The sequence below is a fragment of the Herbaspirillum sp. AP02 genome (assembly GCF_015767275.1).
Taxonomy (GTDB): domain Bacteria; phylum Pseudomonadota; class Gammaproteobacteria; order Burkholderiales; family Burkholderiaceae_D; genus Herbaspirillum.
On sequence record NZ_JADWMY010000013.1, the window covers coordinates 112,149 to 131,610 of the forward strand.

At 64.7% G+C, this 19,462-nt stretch carries 18 protein-coding genes; 12 read left to right on the top strand and 6 right to left on the bottom strand.

From position 1 onward, the window contains the following. Positions 1-61: 61 nt before the first annotated feature. Complete coding sequence (locus I5R65_RS21550) at positions 62-1,354, top strand: MFS transporter (protein WP_180670841.1); 1,293 nt, start codon at positions 62-64, stop codon at positions 1,352-1,354. A gap of 186 nt (positions 1,355-1,540) precedes the next feature. Further along, positions 1,541-2,923 (top strand): S1C family serine protease, encoded by a 1,383-nt coding sequence (locus tag I5R65_RS21555; RefSeq protein ID WP_231395286.1) that lies wholly within the window; start codon positions 1,541-1,543, stop codon positions 2,921-2,923. A gap of 40 nt (positions 2,924-2,963) precedes the next feature. On the opposite strand, the gene I5R65_RS21560 is transcribed toward I5R65_RS21555, so the two are convergent. Further along, a complete protein-coding gene (locus I5R65_RS21560) occupies positions 2,964-3,764 on the bottom strand; it encodes a helix-turn-helix transcriptional regulator (protein ID WP_180670842.1) in 801 nt (266 codons plus the stop codon). An 88-nt stretch (positions 3,765-3,852) separates the two neighbouring features. Here I5R65_RS21560 and I5R65_RS21565 point away from each other — a divergent pair, with 88 nt between their 5' ends. Both I5R65_RS21565 and I5R65_RS21570 read left to right on the top strand, forming a co-directional pair. Beyond that, positions 3,853-4,182, top strand: a complete 330-nt coding sequence (locus I5R65_RS21565; RefSeq protein WP_180670843.1) for a DHCW motif cupin fold protein — start codon at positions 3,853-3,855, stop codon at positions 4,180-4,182. Between the two features lie 39 nt (positions 4,183-4,221). Beyond that, the gene (locus I5R65_RS21570; protein WP_180670844.1) at positions 4,222-5,448 is read left to right on the top strand and encodes an MFS transporter; all 1,227 of its coding nucleotides are present in this window, start codon (positions 4,222-4,224) and stop codon (positions 5,446-5,448) included. 33 nt (positions 5,449-5,481) lie between these two features. Here the strand turns inward: I5R65_RS21570 and dkgB are convergent, their stop codons facing one another. Further along, on the bottom strand, positions 5,482-6,291 hold the full coding sequence (gene dkgB, locus I5R65_RS21575; protein WP_180670845.1) for a 2,5-didehydrogluconate reductase DkgB: 810 nt from the start codon (positions 6,289-6,291) through the stop codon (positions 5,482-5,484). A 205-nt stretch (positions 6,292-6,496) separates the two neighbouring features. Between dkgB and I5R65_RS21580 the strand changes: the two genes are divergently transcribed. The 4 genes from I5R65_RS21580 (at position 6,497) to I5R65_RS21595 (ending at position 11,847) form a co-directional block, all read left to right on the top strand. After that, a complete protein-coding gene (locus I5R65_RS21580; protein WP_219341893.1) occupies positions 6,497-7,618 on the top strand; it encodes a LacI family DNA-binding transcriptional regulator in 1,122 nt (373 codons plus the stop codon). Between the two features lie 228 nt (positions 7,619-7,846). Next, on the top strand, positions 7,847-9,241 hold the full coding sequence (gudD, locus tag I5R65_RS21585) for a glucarate dehydratase (RefSeq protein ID WP_255493468.1): 1,395 nt from the start codon (positions 7,847-7,849) through the stop codon (positions 9,239-9,241). Between the two features lie 212 nt (positions 9,242-9,453). Next, positions 9,454-10,716 carry an MFS transporter gene (locus tag I5R65_RS21590; RefSeq protein WP_370461009.1) on the top strand — a complete coding sequence of 421 codons (1,263 nt, stop codon included), beginning with the start codon at positions 9,454-9,456 and terminating at the stop codon, positions 10,714-10,716. Between the two features lie 207 nt (positions 10,717-10,923). Next, positions 10,924-11,847, top strand: coding sequence for a DedA family protein/thiosulfate sulfurtransferase GlpE (locus tag I5R65_RS21595; protein ID WP_180670847.1), 924 nt, complete (start codon positions 10,924-10,926; stop codon positions 11,845-11,847). Here the strand turns inward: I5R65_RS21595 and I5R65_RS21600 are convergent. Together I5R65_RS21600 and I5R65_RS21605 are read right to left on the bottom strand one after the other, a co-directional pair. Beyond that, positions 11,829-12,215: an OsmC family protein gene (locus I5R65_RS21600; protein ID WP_006463755.1), complete on the bottom strand. Its 387-nt coding sequence runs from the start codon at positions 12,213-12,215 to the stop codon at positions 11,829-11,831. The genes I5R65_RS21595 and I5R65_RS21600 overlap by 19 nt on opposite strands. A 93-nt stretch (positions 12,216-12,308) precedes the next feature. Continuing rightward, a complete protein-coding gene (locus I5R65_RS21605) occupies positions 12,309-13,100 on the bottom strand; it encodes an IclR family transcriptional regulator (RefSeq protein WP_180670848.1) in 792 nt (263 codons plus the stop codon). Positions 13,101-13,550: 450 nt separating this feature from the next. Here I5R65_RS21605 and I5R65_RS21610 point away from each other — a divergent pair, with 450 nt between their 5' ends. The 4 genes from I5R65_RS21610 (at position 13,551) to I5R65_RS21625 (ending at position 17,092) form a co-directional block, all read left to right on the top strand. Then, entirely contained in the window at positions 13,551-14,267 is a 717-nt protein-coding gene (locus I5R65_RS21610; protein ID WP_180670862.1) for an ABC transporter substrate-binding protein, read from the top strand. A 134-nt stretch (positions 14,268-14,401) separates the two neighbouring features. Beyond that, positions 14,402-15,058: an amino acid ABC transporter permease gene (locus I5R65_RS21615; protein WP_006463752.1), complete on the top strand. Its 657-nt coding sequence runs from the start codon at positions 14,402-14,404 to the stop codon at positions 15,056-15,058. Then, on the top strand, positions 15,055-15,783 hold the full coding sequence (locus I5R65_RS21620; RefSeq protein ID WP_180670849.1) for an amino acid ABC transporter ATP-binding protein: 729 nt from the start codon (positions 15,055-15,057) through the stop codon (positions 15,781-15,783). The genes I5R65_RS21615 and I5R65_RS21620 overlap by 4 nt, the downstream gene beginning before the upstream one ends. Before the next feature lie 7 nt (positions 15,784-15,790). Beyond that, complete coding sequence (locus I5R65_RS21625; protein WP_180670850.1) at positions 15,791-17,092, top strand: FAD-binding oxidoreductase; 1,302 nt, start codon at positions 15,791-15,793, stop codon at positions 17,090-17,092. Positions 17,093-17,170: 78 nt separating this feature from the next. On the opposite strand, the gene sodB is transcribed toward I5R65_RS21625, so the two are convergent. Both sodB and xseA read right to left on the bottom strand, forming a co-directional pair. After that, positions 17,171-17,749, bottom strand: coding sequence for a superoxide dismutase [Fe] (gene sodB, locus I5R65_RS21630; protein WP_180670851.1), 579 nt, complete (start codon positions 17,747-17,749; stop codon positions 17,171-17,173). Between the two features lie 336 nt (positions 17,750-18,085). Further along, positions 18,086-19,432 carry an exodeoxyribonuclease VII large subunit gene (gene xseA, locus I5R65_RS21635; RefSeq protein WP_196872323.1) on the bottom strand — a complete coding sequence of 449 codons (1,347 nt, stop codon included), beginning with the start codon at positions 19,430-19,432 and terminating at the stop codon, positions 18,086-18,088. Between the last annotated feature and the right edge of the window lie 30 nt (positions 19,433-19,462).

A 19,462-nucleotide genomic window follows, 5' to 3' on the forward strand; every position in this document is an offset into this window, starting at 1 on the left:
TTTGCTTCATCCCTCACCATAACTCCAATCTCTTACGCGTCTCTTCCTCCACAGGACCGCAATGAACAAGCTCACACAATCGCTCGCCAACGCCGTCACGCCACGCTTTCACTACGCCTGGGTAGTGGTGGGCGTGATCTTCCTGGTCCTGCTGTGCTCGGCCGGCATCCGCGCCACGCCCTCGGTGATGATCCTGCCGCTGGAGCAGGAGTTCGGCTGGAACCGTTCCACCATCTCGGTGGTGATCTCGGTCAACATCGCACTCTACGGCCTGATTGGTCCGTTCTCGGCTGCGGCCATGCAGCGCTTCGGCATCCGCCGGGTGGTGCTGGCAGCCCTGGTACTGCTGGCCACCGGCACGGCACTGTCGACCCTGATGCACATGCCCTGGCACATGCTGCTGTCCTGGGGCCTGCTGGTGGGCGCCGGTACCGGCGTGGCCGCCAATACCCTGGGCGCCACCATCGTCAGCCGCTGGTTCGAGACCCGGCGCGGGCTGGCCATGGGTCTGCTGACCGCCAGTGCGGCGACCGGACAGATGGTGTTCCTGCCGCTGATGGCATCGATGGTCGGCAGCTATGGCTGGCGCTCGGTGGCCTTCCTGGTATCGGCGGTGGCGGTGCTGGCCATCCCCCTGGTGTGGCTGTTGCTGCCGGAAAGCCCGGCGGCCATCGGCCAGAAGATGGTCGGCCAGGTCGAGGACATCAAGGACGAGGGCCTGTCCCGTCGCAATCCGTTGGCCATCGCCCTGGATGCCTTGCGTACCTCGGTACGCATGCCGGACTTCTGGCTGCTGTTCATGAGCTTCTTCGTCTGCGGCCTGTCCACCAATGGCTATATCGGTACGCAGTTCATCGCCATGTGCAATGACTACGGCATCAACGAAGTCAGCGGCGCCTCCATCCTGGCCGCCATGGGCATGCTGGATCTGGTCGGCACCACGCTCTCGGGCTGGCTGTCGGACCGCTACAATCCACGCGTGCTGCTGTTCTGGTACTACGGGCTGCGTGGCCTGGCGCTGATCTTCCTGCCCTATGCCTTCGGCCTGCAGTATTACGGCCTGACCATCTTCGCCATCTTCTATGGCCTGGACTGGATCGCCACCGTGCCGCCCACCGTGCGCCTGGCCAATGACGTCTTCGGTCGCCTGGCTGCACCCATCGTCTTCGGCTGGATCGTCGCCGGCCACCAACTGGGTGCCGCTACCGCCACCACGGTCGCCGGCTATATGCGGGCCACGCTGGGCAACTACACCCTGTCGTCCATCATGATGGGTGTGGCCTGCCTGATCGGTGCGGTGCTGGTACTGCGCATCAAGGGCAAGCAGGGCCAGCCGACGCCAGTGCCGGCCTGATTCGCTCCCCGGGTTTGTGCGGAAAGTCATTCTTCTTCTTGAGGGATGACTTTTCTTGCTTCTTAGGTATTTGTGGCAATCGTGCAAGGGCATACTGGCGTGCGAGAATGCCGCACGCCCGCGGCGCCGGCCTGAGCGGGCGTGCCGATCTCCGGCAACGCTTGCGCTGGTCCAATCACCTGCCCGATGATGAACAAGAACCGCAACCTCACCCTGCCAAGGATGTTGACCGCGCTGGCGGCCACGCTCGGTCTGAACCTGCCGGCCCACGCCGGTCCGGCCTCCCTGCCATCGATAGCGGACAAGACACCGCTGCGCATGCCGGCCCAAGCGCAGGCCCGGCCGGCCTTCCTGGCCCGCGCGCTGCGCCATTTCGAGCAGGGCCCGCAGGTCATCGGCGAGCTGCAGCAGGGGGTGTTCTGCTCGCGCAAGAACGACATCGTCTGGAACCCCAAAAGCGCCGATGTGCTGTTGCCGACCAGCGCCCTGTCTGCGCGCTTTCGCCAGGAGCTGCAGGCTCAGGGTTACCCGGTGCCGGCGGCGCGGCCGGAAATCCTGTTTCCCGAGCGGCCCGAAGACATCGCGCAAGCCGATCCCAACCGGGCCGGCGAAGCCAATCTGCAGGTCGGCGTGGTGGTCACCCAGTTGCAGACCAATCTCTGCATGAAGAGTGGCAACGCCTGGACCGGCGAGGCCTACGTCAGGCTTGACTGGCAACTGTTCGCGCCGGAGCAGCGCAAGGTGATCTATCGCGGCAGCAGCGAAGGGGTGTTCCACTCCGGCAGCACCGGCTTTGAGGGCGCATCGCCCCAGATTCCGGTGGAAGCCTTCGCCGTGGCGGTACGCAATCTGCTGGCCGACCCTGCCTTCGCGCTGGCGGTGCAGACGCCCTACGAGCGCGCTGCCGCGGCATTGCCGCCCCCCAGGGCCGAGCGCCAGCCACCGGGCGCGGTGGTGGAGATCGACAACCGCGCGCCCGATCGCCCGGGCAGCGAGATGTCCAAGGTCATCGGCGAATTGCGCACGGCGGTGGTCACGGTCTTCAGCGAGCGCAGCTCGGGTACCGGTTTCTATATCGGCAGTTCCGGCTGGCTGCTGACCAACCATCACGTCATCGGCGATGCGCGGCTGGTGCGTGTGCGGCTGCCCGCCGGACGCGAGTTGATGGCCGAGGTGGTGCGGGTCGACGTGGCGCGGGATGTGGCCCTGCTCAAGACCGCGCCGCCCGGGGTGCGCCCGCTACCGCTGCGCCTGAGCGAGCCGGGCATCGGCGAGGATGTCTATGCCCTCGGCTCGCCCCTGGGCGATGCCTTCAATACCACGCTGACACGGGGCATCCTGAGCGGCGTGCGCACGGTGCGGGATCTGGATTTTCTCCAGAGTGACGTGGCCATCCTGCCCGGCAGCAGCGGCGGTCCACTGCTGGACAAGTCAGGACAGGTGATCGGCATCACCGTGGCCGGCCTGGGTGCCAAGGGGCTGGCGGGCATGAACTTCTTCATCCCCGTGGGTAGTGCGCTGCAGCGGCTCAACCTGCAGTTGCAGCAACGCGAGGCGGGCAAGCCCTAGCGAATTCGTCCGGGGCCTGCGGCAATGATATTCGTCACCGCTAGGGCGATGCCTCCTGCATGAATTCGCGCGGTGCCTTGCCGAACTGCTCCTTGAAGGCGGCAATGAATGCGGAGCTGGTGCTGTAGCCCACCTCCAATGCGACCTTCGTCACGCTGTGGCCGCCGGCCATCAATTCCAGTCCCCGGCACAGCCGCAGGCGCTGGCGCCATTGGCGAAAGCTCATGCTGGTTTCACGTTCAAAGAGGCGCGCCAGGGTTTTCCCGGAGACATGGATACGCCCGGCCCAGGCGTCGATGTCGCGGTCGTCGGCGGGATCTCGCATCAGGGCTTCGCACACTACCTTGAGCCGGGCATCGTCGGGCAGAGGCAGATACATGTCGGTCTCCTGCAGATCCACCAACTCATCCACCAGAGTGGCGAGCAAGCGGCCGGCGCGGCCCTGTTCGTCATACTCGGACGGCAATCTGGCCGCAGCGAGGATCAGTTCACGCGCCAGCGCCGTGACTTCAACCACCCGCGACCGATCATCAGTCCCGTTCTGCACCGCCGCGGTCGCGAGATAGAGGCTGCGAAAGCTCACCTCGTTCTGCGCACTGACCTGGTGCCGCATCCCCGCCGGAATCCACACCGCAAACCGGGATGGTACGGTAAAGCTGCCGCTGGGCAGGGTGACCCGCAAGGTGCCGTTGGTGGCATAGAGAAACTGCACCCAATCATGCTGGTGCTCGGCGAAATGCGCACCCGCCGCCATGGCCTGGGCGCGCACGTAGATCGGGCGTGGTAATTGCATCAGCGTCGGCGGCGCCAGCAGCAAATGATCCAGTCTTTTGTTCGACATTTAATGTCCTTTATTCGCTGTTCGGACAGACCATAGCACGGCTATGCTTCACGTCAGCAAGGCATTTTTCAATTTGAGAGGGCATGACATGCAAATGGCCGATATTTCCTTCGGCATTACCGAATGGGACAGCGTCGAAAAGACCGAACACAAAGGGGAGCAGGGCGTCGCCTGGTGGCGCACGCGCCATTTCGGCACCATCCGGGTGCGGATGGTGGAGTACAGCCCGGGCTATCTGGCCGACCATTGGTGTCGCAAGGGGCACATCCTGCTGTGCCTGTCCGGTGAGCTGGAAAGCCAGCTGGAGGATGGGCGAAGCTTCCGGCTCACGCCCGGCATCAGCTATCAGGTGGCCGACAACGCCGAGGCACATCGCTCCTACACGGCCTCGGGGGCGACCCTGTTCATCGTGGACTAAACCCGTCGCGCAACCCGCCTACAAGGAGCCAGTGGGCCCATGAGCAACCAGCAAGCGTTCGCCGGATCACGGCAGGCAACAAGTTCCTTCGGCTTGTTCTGCCTGGCCAGTTATCTCCTGTCGATGTCCTATGGCACGACGTTCCTGTTGTCGCTCCTGATCGGTGCCAGAGGAGGCAGCGAAGCCGATACGGGCAGCGTGCTCTCCATTGCCATGGTGAGCACTTTCGCTGCGGTCGTTCTGTCCGGTCATGTGTCGGACGCGATGGGGACGACCTGCGCCATCGCCTGCTCCGGCGCTCTGCTGGGACTGGCATGCGTAGGTTTTACGCTGATGCCTGCGACGTGGCTGGGGTTCGGCGCCTGTGCACTCATCCTCGGCCTGGGATGGGGGACCTTTTATACCCTGGGCCCGATCAACGTGGCGATGATGGTGCCGCCGGCGCACCGGGCCAGGCACTTCGCGGTGCTTTCCGGCTGCATGATGGCGGGCATCGGCAGCGGCCCGCTCATCGGCCGCGTGGTGACCGCCTCCGGCCTTGCGCTGCCACTGGCATTCGACATTGCCGCGATCGCCAGCCTGCTGGGCGCAGCGCTGTTCTGGTGGCTCACGCCGGGACTGGCGCTGCGCAGCGAAGGCATCGAGGGACGTGCAGGCGGTGTCCCAGGGCATCGCCTGAGCTGGGCCGCCTGTGTCAGCGTAGGTCGCTCCAGGGCCGTTTTCCCCATCATCATGGTCGGCTTGAGTGCCTGCATCTTCGGCGGCTTGTCCAGTTTCCAGACCTCCTATGCGCAGTTGAAACAGCTGGACTACGCCCTGTTCTTCATCGGATTCATGTGTGCGGCCATTGCCTGCCGCCTGTTCATCGCGCGCCTGGTCGTCAAGCGCGATGCTTATCTCGCGTCCTGTGTTCTCAGTGCGGTGATGGTGGTGTCGGTGCTGATGCTGATGTTCTTCGTCGTCACACCGCTCGGCTATCTGATCGCCGCGCTCACCCTGGGGACCGGATATGGCCTGACCTACTCGGTCATCAATGGTCTGGTGGTGCAGGAGTCGCCACCGGGCGTGACGTCCCAAGCCCTGCTGCTGTTCAGTCTTGCGTATTTCGTGGGCGTGTTCGGCTTCCCATGGATCGCGGGCAAGCTGATTGTCCATTGGGGGGTGACGGCGTTTCTCGCTGTCGTGTTGGGTATTGCGCTCGCCAACTGGCTCATTACTGTATTGCGGCTTCGATGGCGTGCTCTGCAGAATTCCACACAGCTTTGATTCGGTGCTTGCACGCCATCTATTCGGGATGGCTCAGTCCCAGTTCGGTGCAAAGTCCGGATTGGCCAGGCGCTCGCCGCGATCCAGTGCTGCGATGGCACTCATCTCGGCGTCTGACAAGGTGATCTTGCCCGCTGCCAGGTTGCTGGCCAGGTTCTCGCGTCGGGTGGACGAGGGGATCACCGCGAAGCCCTGTTGCAGCGACCAGGCCAGCGCCACCTGCGCGGCCGATACACCGTGCCTGGCGGCGATCTCCAGCAGCGTCGCATCCTGCATCACCCGGCCGTAGGCCAGCGGCATGTAGGCGGTCAGGTGGATGCCCTGGGTGCAGGCGTACTCGACCAGTTTGCGGTTCTGCAGGAAGGGATGGATCTCGACCTGGTTGGTGGCGATCTGGTCGGCACCGACGGCGGCAATGGCTTGCTCCATGTGGGCGATGGTGAAATTGGAGATGCCGATCAGGCGCGTCAGGCCTTGTGCCTTGGCCTCGGCCAGCGCCTGCAGGTAGTCGGCCACCGGCAGCGCGTCCAGCGGCGAGGGCCAGTGGATCAGCGTCAGGTCGACCTGTTCCAGGCGCAGCTTCTGCAGGCTTTCCTTGAGGCTGGGGATGAGCTTGTCGCGCGACAGATTTTCGGTCCAGATCTTGGTGGTGACGAACAGCGCATCACGGGCCACGCCGCTCTCGGCCAGCGCCTGGCCGACGTCGGCTTCGTTGCCGTAGATCTGCGCGGTATCGATATGGCGATAGCCCAGCTCCAGGCCGGTGCGTACCGAGTCGATGACCTGCTGGTCCTTGAGACGGAAAGTGCCCAGGCCCAGGGCGGGGAGGGGTGTGGTCTGCATGGGTTTTCCTTTGCGGTGAGTCGCCTGGCCGGGGTTGGCGGGCCAGGCAGGTGGAACGGATGGAAAGCAGTATCGGTCAATTCTTTCCTTGCAAAAACCGCCGCGCCCACAAAACATTATTGATCCAGGATCAATAATTGGGCGCCGGGAGCGGCGTCGAACTTGTCGTTTTGGTAACGCTACCAGCCGATGCTAAAATGCGGCCATGCCACAACACAGCCCCATCCCTGACGACACTCCCGACGATCCCTCCACCGACGCCCGTAGCGGCCGTGGCGACGATGGCATCGGCCCACGCCGTCGCGGTCCCCGCAAGAGCGCGGGTGGCATCACGCTGCGCGACGTGGCGCAGTTGGCCGGGGTGGCGCCGATCACGGCGTCACGGGCCTTGAACACACCCTCGGCGGTTTCGCCCAAGGTCTTGCAGAAAGTGCGCGAGGCGGTGGAAAAGACCGGCTACGTCCCCAACCTGTTGGCCGGCGGGCTGGCCTCCAACAAGAGCCGGCTGGTGGCGGTGGTGGTGCCGACCGTGATCGGGCCGGTGTTCCAGGAAATCGTCCATACCCTCACCGAAACCCTGGCCGCAGCCGGCTACCAGGTCATGCTCGGCCAGAGCGGCTACGAGAATTCGCGCGAGGATGCGCTGCTGGAAGCCATCATCGGCCGTCGTCCCGATGGCGTGGTGCTGACCGGCATCATGCGCTCGGCGGAGGCCAGGAAGCGGCTGCTGGCCAGTGGTATCCCGGTGGTGGAGACCTGGGATCTGACGCCCACACCGATCGACATGCTGGTCGGTTTTTCGCACGAGGCCATCGGCCGCGAAGTGGCGCGCTACCTGCACCAGCGCGGTCGCAAGAAGGTCGCGGTGGTGGGCGGGCGCGACGAGCGCAGCCAGCGCCGCATGCAGTCCTTCGCGCAGGAAGCGGTGGCGCTGGGCATGAACGACGGGCAGGGGGCGGCAGCCCTGCCGATGTACCACGTCATCGCCCCGACCACCCTGGGGCAGGGACGGCGGGGTCTGGCCGATCTGTTGCAGCAACAGCCCGACACCGATGCCATCTTCTGCAGTTCCGACCTGCTGGCGCTGGGCGTGATGATCGAGGCCCAGAGCCGTGGCATCGCCATTCCCGGGCAACTGGCGGTGGTCGGCTTCGGCGACCTGGAATTCTCGCGAGACCTGCAACCCCGCCTGACCACCGTGCGCATCGACGGCACCGGCATCGGTCAACGCGCGGCGCGCTTCATCATCGACCGGGCGGCCGGCATCGAGGTGGCCGAGCGCATTATCGATGTCGGCTTTTCCATCATCCAGCGTGAAAGCGCCTGACGCGGCGATTCCGCCCTCCCTGCCTTTCCTACCTTTACTGCCCTATCCGTTTCGATGCTGCCAGGCAAGTTGATCTGGCACTTCACATCCCCCTGTTGACAGGCTGATTTGGTACCGCTACCATGCATTCATTCTGATTTGGTACCGCTACCAAATTATTGCCGGATCCGCTGCCAGGTCATTCCCGGTGGGTGCCGGGTTTTCTTCATTGAAAGAGAAAGTGCTGCCATGACTTCCCTTGCCACTCCTGCCTCCTCCCCGTCCTCATCCTTGTCCTCGCCTTCTGCTGGCTTGACCAAGGGCGCGCCCCGCGTGACCGAGCTGCGCGTCATTCCGGTGGCCGGTCACGACAGCATGCTGTTGAACCTGTCGGGGGCCCACGGTCCGTATTTCACGCGCAATCTGGTGATCCTCACCGACAGTGCCGGCCATACCGGGGTGGGCGAGGTTCCAGGCGGGGAGGGCATCCGCCAGACGCTGGAGGATGCGCGCTCGCTGGTGGTGGGCCAGTCCATCGGCAATGTCCAGGGCATCCTGAACCGGGCACGCACGGCGTTCGCCGACCGCGATGTCGGTGGACGTGGCCTGCAGACCTTCGACCTGCGCATCGCCATCCACGCCGTTACCGCGTTGGAGGCGGCCCTGCTGGACCTGCTGGGCAAGTTCCTGGAAGTGCCGGTGGCGGCGCTGCTGGGCGAGGGGCAGCAGCGCGATGCAGTGGAAATGCTGGGTTACCTGTTCTACGTGGGCGACCGCAAGCAGACCGACCTGCCGTATCACGCCGAAGCGGAGCAGGCCGACGACTGGCTGCGCCTGCGCCATGAAGCCGCGCTCACGCCCGAGGCGGTGGTCCGCCTGGCCGAGGCGGCCTATGCGCGGTATGGCTTCAACGACTTCAAGCTCAAGGGCGGTGTCATGCGTGGCGAGGAAGAGATCGCCGCCGTCACGGCGCTGGCCGAACGCTTCCCCAAGGCCCGTATCACCCTTGATCCGAACGGCGGCTGGCTGCTCAAGGATGCCATCCGCCTGTGCCGCGACCAACATGACGTGCTGGCCTATGCGGAAGATCCGTGCGGCGCCGAGGAAGGCTATTCCGGACGTGAGGTGATGGCCGAGTTCCGCCGTGCCACCGGCCTGCAGACTGCCACCAACATGGTGGCCACCGACTGGCGCCAGATGGGCCATGCGATTTCACTGCAGTCGGTGGACATCCCGCTGGCCGACCCGCATTTCTGGACCATGCAGGGTTCGGTACGGGTGGCGCAGATGTGCCATGAGTGGGGCCTGACCTGGGGTTCACATTCCAACAACCACTTCGATGTCTCGCTGGCGATGTTCACCCATGTGGCCGCAGCCGCGCCGGGCAAGATCACCGCCATCGATACCCACTGGATCTGGCAGGACGGCCAGCGCCTGACCCGCGAACCGCTGCAGATCGTGGGCGGCAAGGTGCAGGTGCCGGCCAAGCCCGGCCTGGGCGTGGAACTGGACATGGAACAGGTGGAAGCGGCCCACCAGACCTATCGCAACATGGGACTGGGTGCGCGGGATGATGCGGTGGCCATGCAGTACCTGATCCCGGGCTGGAAGTTCGATCCCAAGAAACCTTGCCTGGTGCGTTGAGCACGGGGCTGCACATCTGCTAGCGAGGCCGTGACAAGAGCGCGATGAACGCGCCGCCGGCCCGAATTTTCTTTCATCCATCGGTAGTACGGGCTCAACAGAGGAGACAACCCGTGAATCCTTCCCCATCCGCATCATCAGGCGCAGCAAACCAGGCCCTCACCAGCGCGGTGAGCAAGATCAAGTGGCGCATCCTGCCGCTGTTCGTGGCCATGTTCATCATCAACTACATCGACCGCGTCAACATCGGTTTCGTGCGCAGTCACCTCTCTACCGACCTGGGCATCGGGGCGGCCGCCTTCGGCCTCGGGGCGGGGCTGTTCTTCGTCGGATATGCGATCTTCGAGGTGCCGTCCAACATGCTGCTGCAACGCTTTGGCGCGCGCGCGTGGCTGACCCGCATCATGTTCACCTGGGGCCTGGTGGCGGCCTGCATGGCCTTCGTGCATAACGAAACCAGTTTCTATTTCATGCGTTTCCTGCTGGGCGTGACCGAGGCGGGCTTCTTCCCCGGCGTGATCTATTACTTCACGCAATGGTTGCCCAATCATGAACGCGGACGAGCCATGGCGGTGTTTCTGTCGGGCTCGGCGATTGCTTCCATCCTGTCCGGCCCGATTACCGGGGCGCTGCTGTTGATCGAAGGGGCTGGACTGCACGGCTGGCAATGGATGTTCCTGATCGAAGGCGGTGCCTCGATGGTGTTCTGCGTGGTGGTCTGGAAGGTGCTGGATTCCACTCCGGGCGATGCCAAGTGGCTCTCCCCGGAACAGCGCGAGGCGCTGACCGCGGTGATTGCCGCCGAACAGGAGCTGCGCGCTGCCAACCGGCCGGCGCACGTGTCGGCCCTGAGCCTGCTGCGCGACCCGCAGATCGTGCTGTTCTGCCTGATCTACTTCGCCATCCAGCTGACCATCTATGGTGCGACCTTCTGGCTGCCGACCATCATCAAGAAGATGGGGCATTTCAATGACTTCCAGGTCGGCCTGTTCAACACCATCCCGTGGATCATCGCCATTGCCGCCATGTACATGTTCGCGGTGCTGGCGGCGCGCTTCAAGCGGCAGCAGTTCTGGGTCGCCACCGCGCTGGTGATCTCGGCGGCGGGCATGGCGGTGTCGGCATCGTCCGGGCCGGTGATCGGCTTTGTCGCGGTGTGCTTCGCCGGCATCGGCTTCAAGGCGGCTTCCTCGCTGTTCTGGCCGATTCCGCAGGCCTACCTGGATGCACGCATTGCGGCAGCGGTGCTGGCGCTGGTCAATTCGCTGGGCAACCTGGGCGGCTTCTTCGCGCCGGCCACCTTCGGTTATCTGGAGCAGAAGACCGGGTCCATCCAGGGTGGCCTGTATGCCCTGTCCGGTGCCTCGCTGCTGGCAGCGGTACTGGTGTTCCTGGCCCGGACCCGACCGGCGCCGCAGGATGGCGGCGGCACCGCCAGTGGCCAGACCGAGACCGTCATCAAGCACGCAGCCTGAGGCTGTCCGGCAGTATCGATTTCTCCGAGGTCTTCCTCGTTCGCGCCCTGCGCGCCCGTGTGATTGCGGGTGGGCAGGGCGCTTTTTATCGCCCGGCCTTTTGCGAGCGGGGCGGGGCCGCCTTGCCTATAATGTCAGCCTGCAATCCGCCGTCACGGCGGGACAGTCGCCGCTTCTCATGCGGCAAGACATCAAGGCGGCCTGGCCATGGAAACCCTCTACCACCTCATCGAGCAATACGGTCTGATCCTCGTTTTCGTCAACGTGCTGGTGGAGCAGCTGGGGGCGCCGGTGCCGGCCTATCCGACCCTGATCATCACGGGGGCCTTGTCGGCTACCGGTCGCTACTCGCCGCTGCTGTTGCTCGCCCTGGCGGTCTGTGCGGCGTTGATGGCCGATTACGTCTGGTATCTCGCCGGCCGTCGCTACGGGCGCCAGATCATGTCGCGCCTCTGCCGCATTTCGCTGTCGCCGGATTCCTGTGTGCGCCAGACCGAATCGATCTACCTGCGCTGGGGCGTGCGCTCCTTGTTGCTGGCCAAGTTCATTCCCGGCTTCGCTTCGATTGCCAGCGCACTCTCCGGCACCATGGGGACGCGCCGCATCAGCTTCCTCCTGTGGGATGCGGCCGGCAGTGCGTTGTGGGCGGGGTTGGGGATTTTCCTGGGTTCGCTGTTCAGCTCGGCCGTGGATGACCTGTTGAACGTGCTGGCCCAGTTGGGCCATTACGGCATGCTGATGATCACCGTGGCGCTGGCGGCATTCGTGGCCAACAAGTGGTGGCAGCGCCGGCGCTTCCGCAAGTCGCTGGAGATGGCGCGCATCACCGTGGATGAACTCAACACCATGCTCGAACAGGGCAATGCACCCACCATCATCGATGTGCGCTCGCCGCTGTTGCAGCAGGATGGCCGCATCCCGGGGGCGGTGACCATCTCCAACCAGGAAATCCAGACCTTCGTCTTCGATGGTCCGGTGGAGGGGGAGGTGGTGGTCTATTGCGCCTGTCCCAACGAGGCGTCGGCGGCTGTGGTGGCGCGCCAGCTGATGCGACGCGGCTACACCCGGGTGCGGCCGCTGACCGGCGGCATCGATGCCTGGCGCGCAGCCGGTTATGCGATCGACGTCTGAATTGCCGTACCCTGGCGGATGGTCTTGGTGACCGGGGTCTTTTCGCAGATTTCCGCCAGGCGGGTCAGTTGCTCCTGGCTCAGCGCATTGCCGAAACTGATCTTGCGGGTGATGGTTTCCAGGCCGCTGTCGTCGCGGCCGAAGTGGGCGTCTACCGCGATGCTGCCCAGGTCCCAGCCCTTGCGGTCGGCGTACATGCGCAAGGTCAGCGAGGTGCAGGATGCCAGCGCGGCCAGCAGCAGTTCATAGGGCGCGGGACCGGTGTCCTTGCCGCCATTGCTTTCCGGTTCATCCGACTTGAGCTGGTGGATGCGCGCCTTGATGTCCTGGGCGTAGCCGGCGGCATTATGCAGGGTGACGTGGGCCATGGGGTCTCCGATCGGTAGTCTGTGTAGCGGTAAGGGGGAGCGGCGATTGTGACACAGGCGCGGTGGACGTTCTTGTACTTTCCTGCTGTGGCCTCACACCAGCGTGCGCACCGAATTGGAGATCGAGCGTGCGCACTCCAATACCAGCGGCCCCAGCTTGCGTTCGGCATCCTCGGCCGTCCAGCGGCTGGTCGGCGCCACCACGTGCACGGAAGCCACTGGCCGGCGCTCGCTGTTGAAGATGGGCGCGGCCACCGTCATGTCGCCCAGGAACAGTTCTTCCCGGTTGCTGGCAAAGCCGCGTTCGCGGGCCATCCTGACCATGTCCATGATCTCTTCCACCCCGGTGCGTGTATGCGGCGTGTGCACGGCGCGCTCGCTGGAGAGCAGCAGCGCCTGCGCTTCGCCCTCGTCCAGCCCGCTCAGGTAGGCGCGCCCGGAGGCGGTGCAATACATGGGGATGCGGCTGCCGATGGGCATGTGGATGGGAATGAACTTGCTGGCCACGAAGCGGGCCACGTAGACCATCTCGCGCTCGTAGGGCTCGGTGAGGTTGACGGTCTCGCCGGTCATGTTGGCCAGTTCCGAGAGGAAGGGATTGGCCACGTCCACCAGGATGTCGGCCGCCAGGTAGTTGTAGCCCACCTCTAACACCTTGGGCGTGAGCTGGTAGCGGCGGGTCCTGGGATGCTTGCAGATGTAGCCCAGTGTTTCCAGCGTATGCACCATGCGTTGCGCCGAGCTCTTGGAAATGGCCGTGGCGCTGGCCACGTCGCCCAGGGTCATGGTGCGGCGCTGGGCATTGAAGGCGCGCAGCACGGCCAGGCCTTTTTCCAGTGATTGATTGAACAGCAGGTCGGTGGGGCTTGCTTCGGTCTCGCTCATGCCTACTCCTCGCAGATAGGAATGACAGAATTCTACGGGAATTCGCTTCTTATGTATCGAATATCGATACATAAATATCTATTGACGATTCGAGTAAACCAAATATACTTAATCGAAGGCCGTATATTGATATTCATGCATCTTTGTTTGTCGTCTGCCGTTCTTCCCGCCTCAGCCCTTCCAGCCGCTTCAGTGGTTTAAGTCGCATCGCGCCATACCGGGTAGTCCGATGCAGGCCGGGCCGGGGAGGAAGACCGGAAACCGCGTCCCCGCCCGGGGGCGCTGCAGTCCACACCGCCGTCGGCACCTGCCGGCGTGCGGACTTCCAGCCGTTCGTTCCGATCCGTCGTGATCTTGTGCCAAAGGGGGAGTCGTATGAAGTCGTTCAATCTGCCATCCAGTCGCCTGTTGCATCGTCTGCTGTCGCCACTGCTCGGGGCTGCGGTCCTGATGTCGGTGCTGGCCGCCGCGCCTGCCATGGCCCAGTCCAGCTACAACGTGGGCGCCACCTCCACCGGGGTGCCTTTCACCTTCCTCGATATCAAGACCAACAAGCTGCAGGGCATGATGGTCGATACCGTCACGGCGGTGGGCAGCAAGGCCGGCTTTTCGGTGAACATCCAGCAGACGCCGTTCTCCGCGCTGATCCCCTCGCTGACCGGCAACAAGATCGACATCATCGCCGCGGCCATGTTGAAGACCGAGGCCCGCGCCCAGATCGTGGACTTCAGTGATCCGGTCTATTCCTATGGCGAGGGCCTGTTCGTCAACGCCCAGGACCAGAAGGTCTACAAGACGCTGGATGACCTCAAGGGTGAGATCGTCGGCGCCCAGGTGGGGACGGTGTTCGTCGATGCCCTGAACAAGAAGGGCGGCTTCAAGGAAGTGAAGACCTACGACTCGGTGGCCGACATGATGCGCGACGTCGGCCTGGGTCGCATCAAGGCCGGTTTTGGCGATCGTCCCATCGTGGCCTACCAGCTCTCGCAGGGCGCCAATCCCCAGGTGCGGCTGGTCAAGGAATACCAGTCCACCCTGATGGGCGATGTCTGCCTGGTGATCCGCAAGGGCGATCCCAAGCTCATGGAGCGGCTGAACAAGGCGATTGCCGAACTCAAGGCCGATGGCACGCTCGCGCGCATCGTCGATCAGTGGAAGCTGAACTGAGTGAACCGGGCTGACGTCGGCGCGACGTCGCTGTAACAGGAGGCCGCCGCTCCACCTGCGGCCGCCCAGGTTCCCGTCGCCGCAGGGTGGCGGGTGGCCTTCCTACGTACCTTCCCACGCACATTTCCACGCCCATGCTTTCCCAAACCGTGCTGGACTTCCTGCCCATCCTCCTCAAGGGAGCGCTGGTCACCATCGAAGTCACGATCTATTCCTTCCTGCTCAGTTCGCTGCTGGGCCTGGTGCTGGCGCTGATGAAGGTATCGCGCCTGAAACCGGTCTCGCTGCTGGGCGCCACCATCGTCAACATCATCCGCGGGCTGCCCATCATCGTGCAGCTGTTCTACATCTATTTCGTGCTGCCCGAGATCGGTATCCAGCTCTCCGCCTTCCAGGCCGGGGTGATCGGGCTGGGTATCGCCTATTCGGCCTACCAGGCGGAGAACTTCCGTGCCGGCATCGAGGCGGTGGATGTGGGCCAGATCGAGGCGGCGCAATCGATCGGCATGCGCGGGCCGCTGATCATGCGCCGCGTGATCCTGCCGCAGGCCTTTCGCATCGCGCTGCCGCCCTATGGCAATACGCTGGTGATGATGTTGAAGGATTCTTCGCTGGTCTCGACCATCACCGTGCTGGAAATGACCCGCGCCGGCCAGATGATCGCCTCCAGTACCTTCCAGAACATGACGGTCTACACCATGGTGGCAGTGCTGTACCTGCTGTTGTCGCTACCGCTGGTGTTCCTGATCCGTCGCCTGGAAATTCGTGGCAGCAAGGGGAGGGCGCGATGATCGAGGTCAAGCGTATTTCGAAGTGCTTCGGCCAGCACGAGGTGCTCAAGGATGTTTCGCTGTCGGTCGCACAGGGCGAGGTGGTCTGCCTGATCGGGCCCTCGGGTTCGGGCAAGTCGACGGTCCTGCGTTGCATCAACGGGCTGGAATCCTACGAGCGCGGTGACATCCTGATCGACGGCCAGCGCGTGGATCGCAACGGCGCCGACATCCATCGCCTGCGCACGCGGGTGGGCATGGTGTTCCAGCGCTTCAACCTGTTCCCGCATCGCACGGTGCTGGAGAACGTCACCGAAGGACCGATCTTCGTCAACCGGGTGCCACGTGAACAGGCGCGGGCGCAGGCCATCGCCCTGCTGGACAAGGTCGGCCTGGCGCAGCGCTGCGATGCCTATCCCGCGCAATTGTCGGGCGGCCAGCAGCAGCGTGTGGCCATTGCGCGCTCGCTGGCAATGCAGCCGGAAGCCATGCTCTTCGATGAACCGACCTCGGCGCTGGACCCGGAACTGGCGGGCGAGGTGCTGGCGGTGATGCGCACCCTGGCCGCGGACGGCATGACCATGATCGTGGTGACGCACGAGATGGGATTCGCCCGCGAGGTGGCTGACCGCGTCTGCTTCCTGCACAGCGGGAGCATCGTCGAATCCGGGCCGGCGGCACAGGTCCTGAGTGAACCACAACATGCGCGTACCCAGGATTTCCTGCGGCGCGTGATCGGCAAGTGAGGCGCGCATGACAAGCTTGCTGCAGGATTTTCCGCCCTCCCTGTGGGCGGCCACGGCGGCCACCGCCGCCGACCCTGCGCCGGAGGTGCCGCCGCTGGCCACCAGCGCGCGCTATGACGTGGTCATCGTCGGTGCCGGTTATACCGGGCTCTCGACCGCACTGCACCTGGCCGAGGCCGGGGTATCGGTGTGCGTGCTGGATACCCATGCCCCCGGCTGGGGCGCTTCCGGGCGCAATGGCGGGCAGGTGATTCCGGGGCTCAAGTACGACCCGGACCAGTTGCGGGTGATGTTCGGCAGCGCCGTGGCCGATCCGCTGATCGCGGCCATCGGTTCGGCCGCCGATACCGTCTTCGACCTGATCGAACGCCACGGCATCGCCTGCGATGCGCTGCGGCGCGGCTGGATCCAGCCCACCCATTCCGCCAAGGTGATGCATGCACTGGAAGCCCGCGCCCGGCAGTGGATGGCCGAAGGCGCGCCGGCGCGGTTGATGGATGCGGCCGAGGTGGCGCGCCATATCGGCACCGATGCCTACGTCGGCGGCTGGAAAGACGAGCGTGCCGGCAGCCTGCATCCGCTGAAGTATTGCCAGGGTCTGGCGCGTGCCGCCCAGCGGCTGGGGGGGGTGATCCACGGTGGCACGCCGGTGGTGCGCCTGGAGCGACGCCAGCCGGGCTGGCGCCTGCACAGCGCCCAGGGGCCGCATGTGGATGCCGAGCGCGTGGTCATCGCCACCAATGGCTATACCGATGGGCTGTGGCCGCATCTGCGGCAATCGGTGATTGCTGCCAACAGCTTCATCGTGGCGACGCAACCGCTGTCGCCGGAGCAGGGTGCCAGCATCCTGCCCGGTGGCGAGGTCACCTCCGACTCTCGACGCCTGCTGCTGTATTACCGGCGCGACGCCCAGGGGCGCCTGCTCATGGGCGGTCGGGGTCCCTTCGGCGAGCCGCGCGGGGCGGATGATTTCGCCCACCTCGAGCGATCGGTGGAACTGCTGTTCCCGCAGTTGGCGGGGATCGGCTATGAATACCGCTGGTCGGGGCGGGTCGCCATCACGCGTGATTTCCTGCCGCACGTGCATGAGCCGGCGGCCGGGCTGTCCATCGCGGTGGGCTACAACGGTCGCGGCATTGCCATGGCCAGCACCATGGGGCGTTGCCTGGCGCAGCGCATCACCGGGCAGGCGGGGGCGGTGTTCCCGTTCCCGGTCAGCACCATCCAGCCGATTCCCTTGCATGGCCTGCAGCGTTTCTACATCGCCGCCGGGGTGGCCTGGTACAGCGTGCTGGATCGTTTTTCCTGAGGCCGGCTGCCGGGCGGGGACGAAAAAAAACCACGCTTGCGCGTGGTTTTTTCTTGCCGGGAAGGCGGGTGCCGATGATCAGGCGAAGTTCTTGGCCACGAATTCCCAGTTGATGATGCCCCAGTAGTTTTCGACATACTTGGCGCGTGCGTTGCGGTAGTCGATGTAGTAGGCGTGTTCCCACACGTCGACCGTCAGCAGCGGCTTGCTGTCGGTGGTCAGCGGGGTGCCGGCACCGGTGGTGTTGACGATGTCCAGGGTGCCGTCAGCCTTCTTGACCAGCCAGGTCCAGCCGGAACCGAAGTTGCCCAGGCCCTGCTTGGTGAACTCGGCCTTGAAGGCGTCGAAGCTGCCCCACTTGGCGTTGATGGCGTCAGCCAGCGCGCCGCTCGGAGCGCCTTGACCCTTCGGGGTCAGGCCGTTCCAGTAGAAGGTGTGGTTCCACACCTGGGCGGCGTTGTTGAAGATGCCACCGGAAGATTTCTTGATGATTTCTTCCAGGGACAGGTTTTCGAATTCGGTACCCGGGATCAGGTTGTTCAGGTTGGTCACATAGGTCTGATGGTGCTTGCCATAGTGATATTCCAGGGTTTCCTTGGAAATCGTGGGCGCCAGCGCGTCCAGATCGTAAGGCAGTGCCGGAAGGGTATGTGCCATGATGAATCCTTTCAGTCTTGTTGGTTTGCTACGAAGGGGTCTGTTCCGAACCTGAGATTCTAAAGCGGAAGACAATTCTTTGCACTCGATCAAATGCGCTGCCGGTCGGCTTCTTTCACATCCCATTCGGGTAATGCGAATGGTTCTTGCTGGTGTGACGTCTGTTCGCGAGGCAGGGAAAACCGTAGATGCCAGCGGTGGAAAGACGTTCCAGCTCATCCTTCACCTGCGTGCCGGACCTGCGAGGCCGAACGGGCCGGGAACCGTCCCCGGCCGGCGTTATAAGCAGATGAGAAAAAAGTCTGCCACAGCTGTCAAGCGTAGCGCGTTCACCCGTCAATCCAGCCGTGGCTGTACGCTGGCAATGCCAAGCTCGGCGCTGCCCTGGGCCAGGCGAATGGTGATCTCGCTGCGGGCGGCCAGCTCGGCCGGTGCGTGCAGCACCCGCCCCTGACGGTCGCTGACGATGGCATAGCCGCGTTCCAGCGTGCGTTGCGGGTTCAGCAGTTCCAGCTGCGCGTTCAGGCTGGCCAGCGCCTGGCGTTGCTGGGCCTGGCGGCTTGCCTGGGCGTCCTGCAGGCGGCGCGCCAACTCGCCCAGGTCACGTCGGACGTGGGTGGTATCGGGCATCTGATGCGCCAGGTGGGTGGCGGCCTGCTGCAGGCGATGGCGCATGCGCGTCAACGGCACGCGGTTGGCATGCGAGAGGCGGGTTTGCAGGGCCGCCAGCTTGACCCGCTCATGGGCGATGGTGGCGCCGGGATTGACCAGGCGGCGTGCCAGCCAGTCCATGTTCTGGGCGCGGTCGGCGAGGCGGCGGCGCAGGGCGCGGGTGAGCTCGCCCGCATGGCCGCGCAGTTCGGCCAGCCAGTCTTCGCGGGCAGTAGCGGCCAGCTCGGCGGCGGCGGTGGGCGTGGGGGCGCGCAGGTCGGCGGCGAAGTCGGCGATGGTGAAGTCGGTCTCGTGGCCCACACCGGAAATGACCGGCATGGCCGCAGCGACGATGGCGCGGGCCACTACCTCTTCGTTGAAGGACCACAGGTCTTCGATGCTGCCACCGCCCCGGCAGACCAGCAGCACGTCGCATTCGGCGCGGGCCGAGGCGGTCTGGATGGCGGCGGCGATGCGCTGGGCGGCGCCTTCACCCTGCACCGGGGTGGGATAGAGCACCACCTCCACGTGCGGCGCCCGGCGACGCAGGGTGGCCAGTACGTCGCGCAGCGCGGCCGCCTGGGGGCTGGTGACGATGCCGATGCGGCGTGCAAAGCCCGGCAGGGGCCGCTTGCGTTCGCGGGCGAACAGGCCTTCGCGCTCCAGTCTTTCCTTCAGCTGCACGAAGGCGGCGTAGAGGTCGCCTACGCCGGAGCGGCGGATGGCTTCCACGTTCAACTGGTAGTCACCCCGTGGCGCGTAGAGGGTGACCAGGGTGCGTACCTCGACCTTGTCGCCCTCGCGTGGCATGAAGCCGGCGTACTGGGCGCGGCCCTTGAACATGACCGCGCGTACCTGGGCGCCATCATCCTTGAGATTGAAATACCAATGGCCGGAGGCGGCGCGGGTGAAGTTGGAGATCTCGCCCTTGACCCAGATCAACGGGAAATTGCGCTCCAGCATGCGCGCCACCGACTGGTTCAGCGCGGTGACGGTCAGCATGGGCGGCCCGCCATCGCTGGCGGCGCCCATGCTGACCGTCACCGCGCTGAACCAGTCGGT

Bases quoted from the DNA above. Each gene is read 5' to 3' on its own strand.
- I5R65_RS21550 (WP_180670841.1), top strand. From the start codon at position 62: ATGAACAAGCTCACACAATCGCTCGCCAACGCCGTCACGCCACGCTTT.
- I5R65_RS21555 (WP_231395286.1), top strand. From the start codon at position 1,541: ATGATGAACAAGAACCGCAACCTCACCCTGCCAAGGATGTTGACCGCG.
- I5R65_RS21560 (WP_180670842.1), bottom strand. From the start codon at position 3,764: ATGTCGAACAAAAGACTGGATCATTTGCTGCTGGCGCCGCCGACGCTG.
- I5R65_RS21565 (WP_180670843.1), top strand. From the start codon at position 3,853: ATGCAAATGGCCGATATTTCCTTCGGCATTACCGAATGGGACAGCGTC.
- I5R65_RS21570 (WP_180670844.1), top strand. From the start codon at position 4,222: ATGAGCAACCAGCAAGCGTTCGCCGGATCACGGCAGGCAACAAGTTCC.
- dkgB (WP_180670845.1), bottom strand. From the start codon at position 6,291: ATGCAGACCACACCCCTCCCCGCCCTGGGCCTGGGCACTTTCCGTCTC.
- I5R65_RS21580 (WP_219341893.1), top strand. From the start codon at position 6,497: ATGCCACAACACAGCCCCATCCCTGACGACACTCCCGACGATCCCTCC.
- gudD (WP_255493468.1), top strand. From the start codon at position 7,847: ATGACTTCCCTTGCCACTCCTGCCTCCTCCCCGTCCTCATCCTTGTCC.
- I5R65_RS21590 (WP_370461009.1), top strand. From the start codon at position 9,454: ATGTTCATCATCAACTACATCGACCGCGTCAACATCGGTTTCGTGCGC.
- I5R65_RS21595 (WP_180670847.1), top strand. From the start codon at position 10,924: ATGGAAACCCTCTACCACCTCATCGAGCAATACGGTCTGATCCTCGTT.
- I5R65_RS21600 (WP_006463755.1), bottom strand. From the start codon at position 12,215: ATGGCCCACGTCACCCTGCATAATGCCGCCGGCTACGCCCAGGACATC.
- I5R65_RS21605 (WP_180670848.1), bottom strand. From the start codon at position 13,100: ATGAGCGAGACCGAAGCAAGCCCCACCGACCTGCTGTTCAATCAATCA.
- I5R65_RS21610 (WP_180670862.1), top strand. From the start codon at position 13,551: ATGTCGGTGCTGGCCGCCGCGCCTGCCATGGCCCAGTCCAGCTACAAC.
- I5R65_RS21615 (WP_006463752.1), top strand. From the start codon at position 14,402: ATGCTTTCCCAAACCGTGCTGGACTTCCTGCCCATCCTCCTCAAGGGA.
- I5R65_RS21620 (WP_180670849.1), top strand. From the start codon at position 15,055: ATGATCGAGGTCAAGCGTATTTCGAAGTGCTTCGGCCAGCACGAGGTG.
- I5R65_RS21625 (WP_180670850.1), top strand. From the start codon at position 15,791: ATGACAAGCTTGCTGCAGGATTTTCCGCCCTCCCTGTGGGCGGCCACG.
- sodB (WP_180670851.1), bottom strand. From the start codon at position 17,749: ATGGCACATACCCTTCCGGCACTGCCTTACGATCTGGACGCGCTGGCG.
- xseA (WP_196872323.1), bottom strand. From the start codon at position 19,432: ATGGGCGCCGCCAGCGATGGCGGGCCGCCCATGCTGACCGTCACCGCG.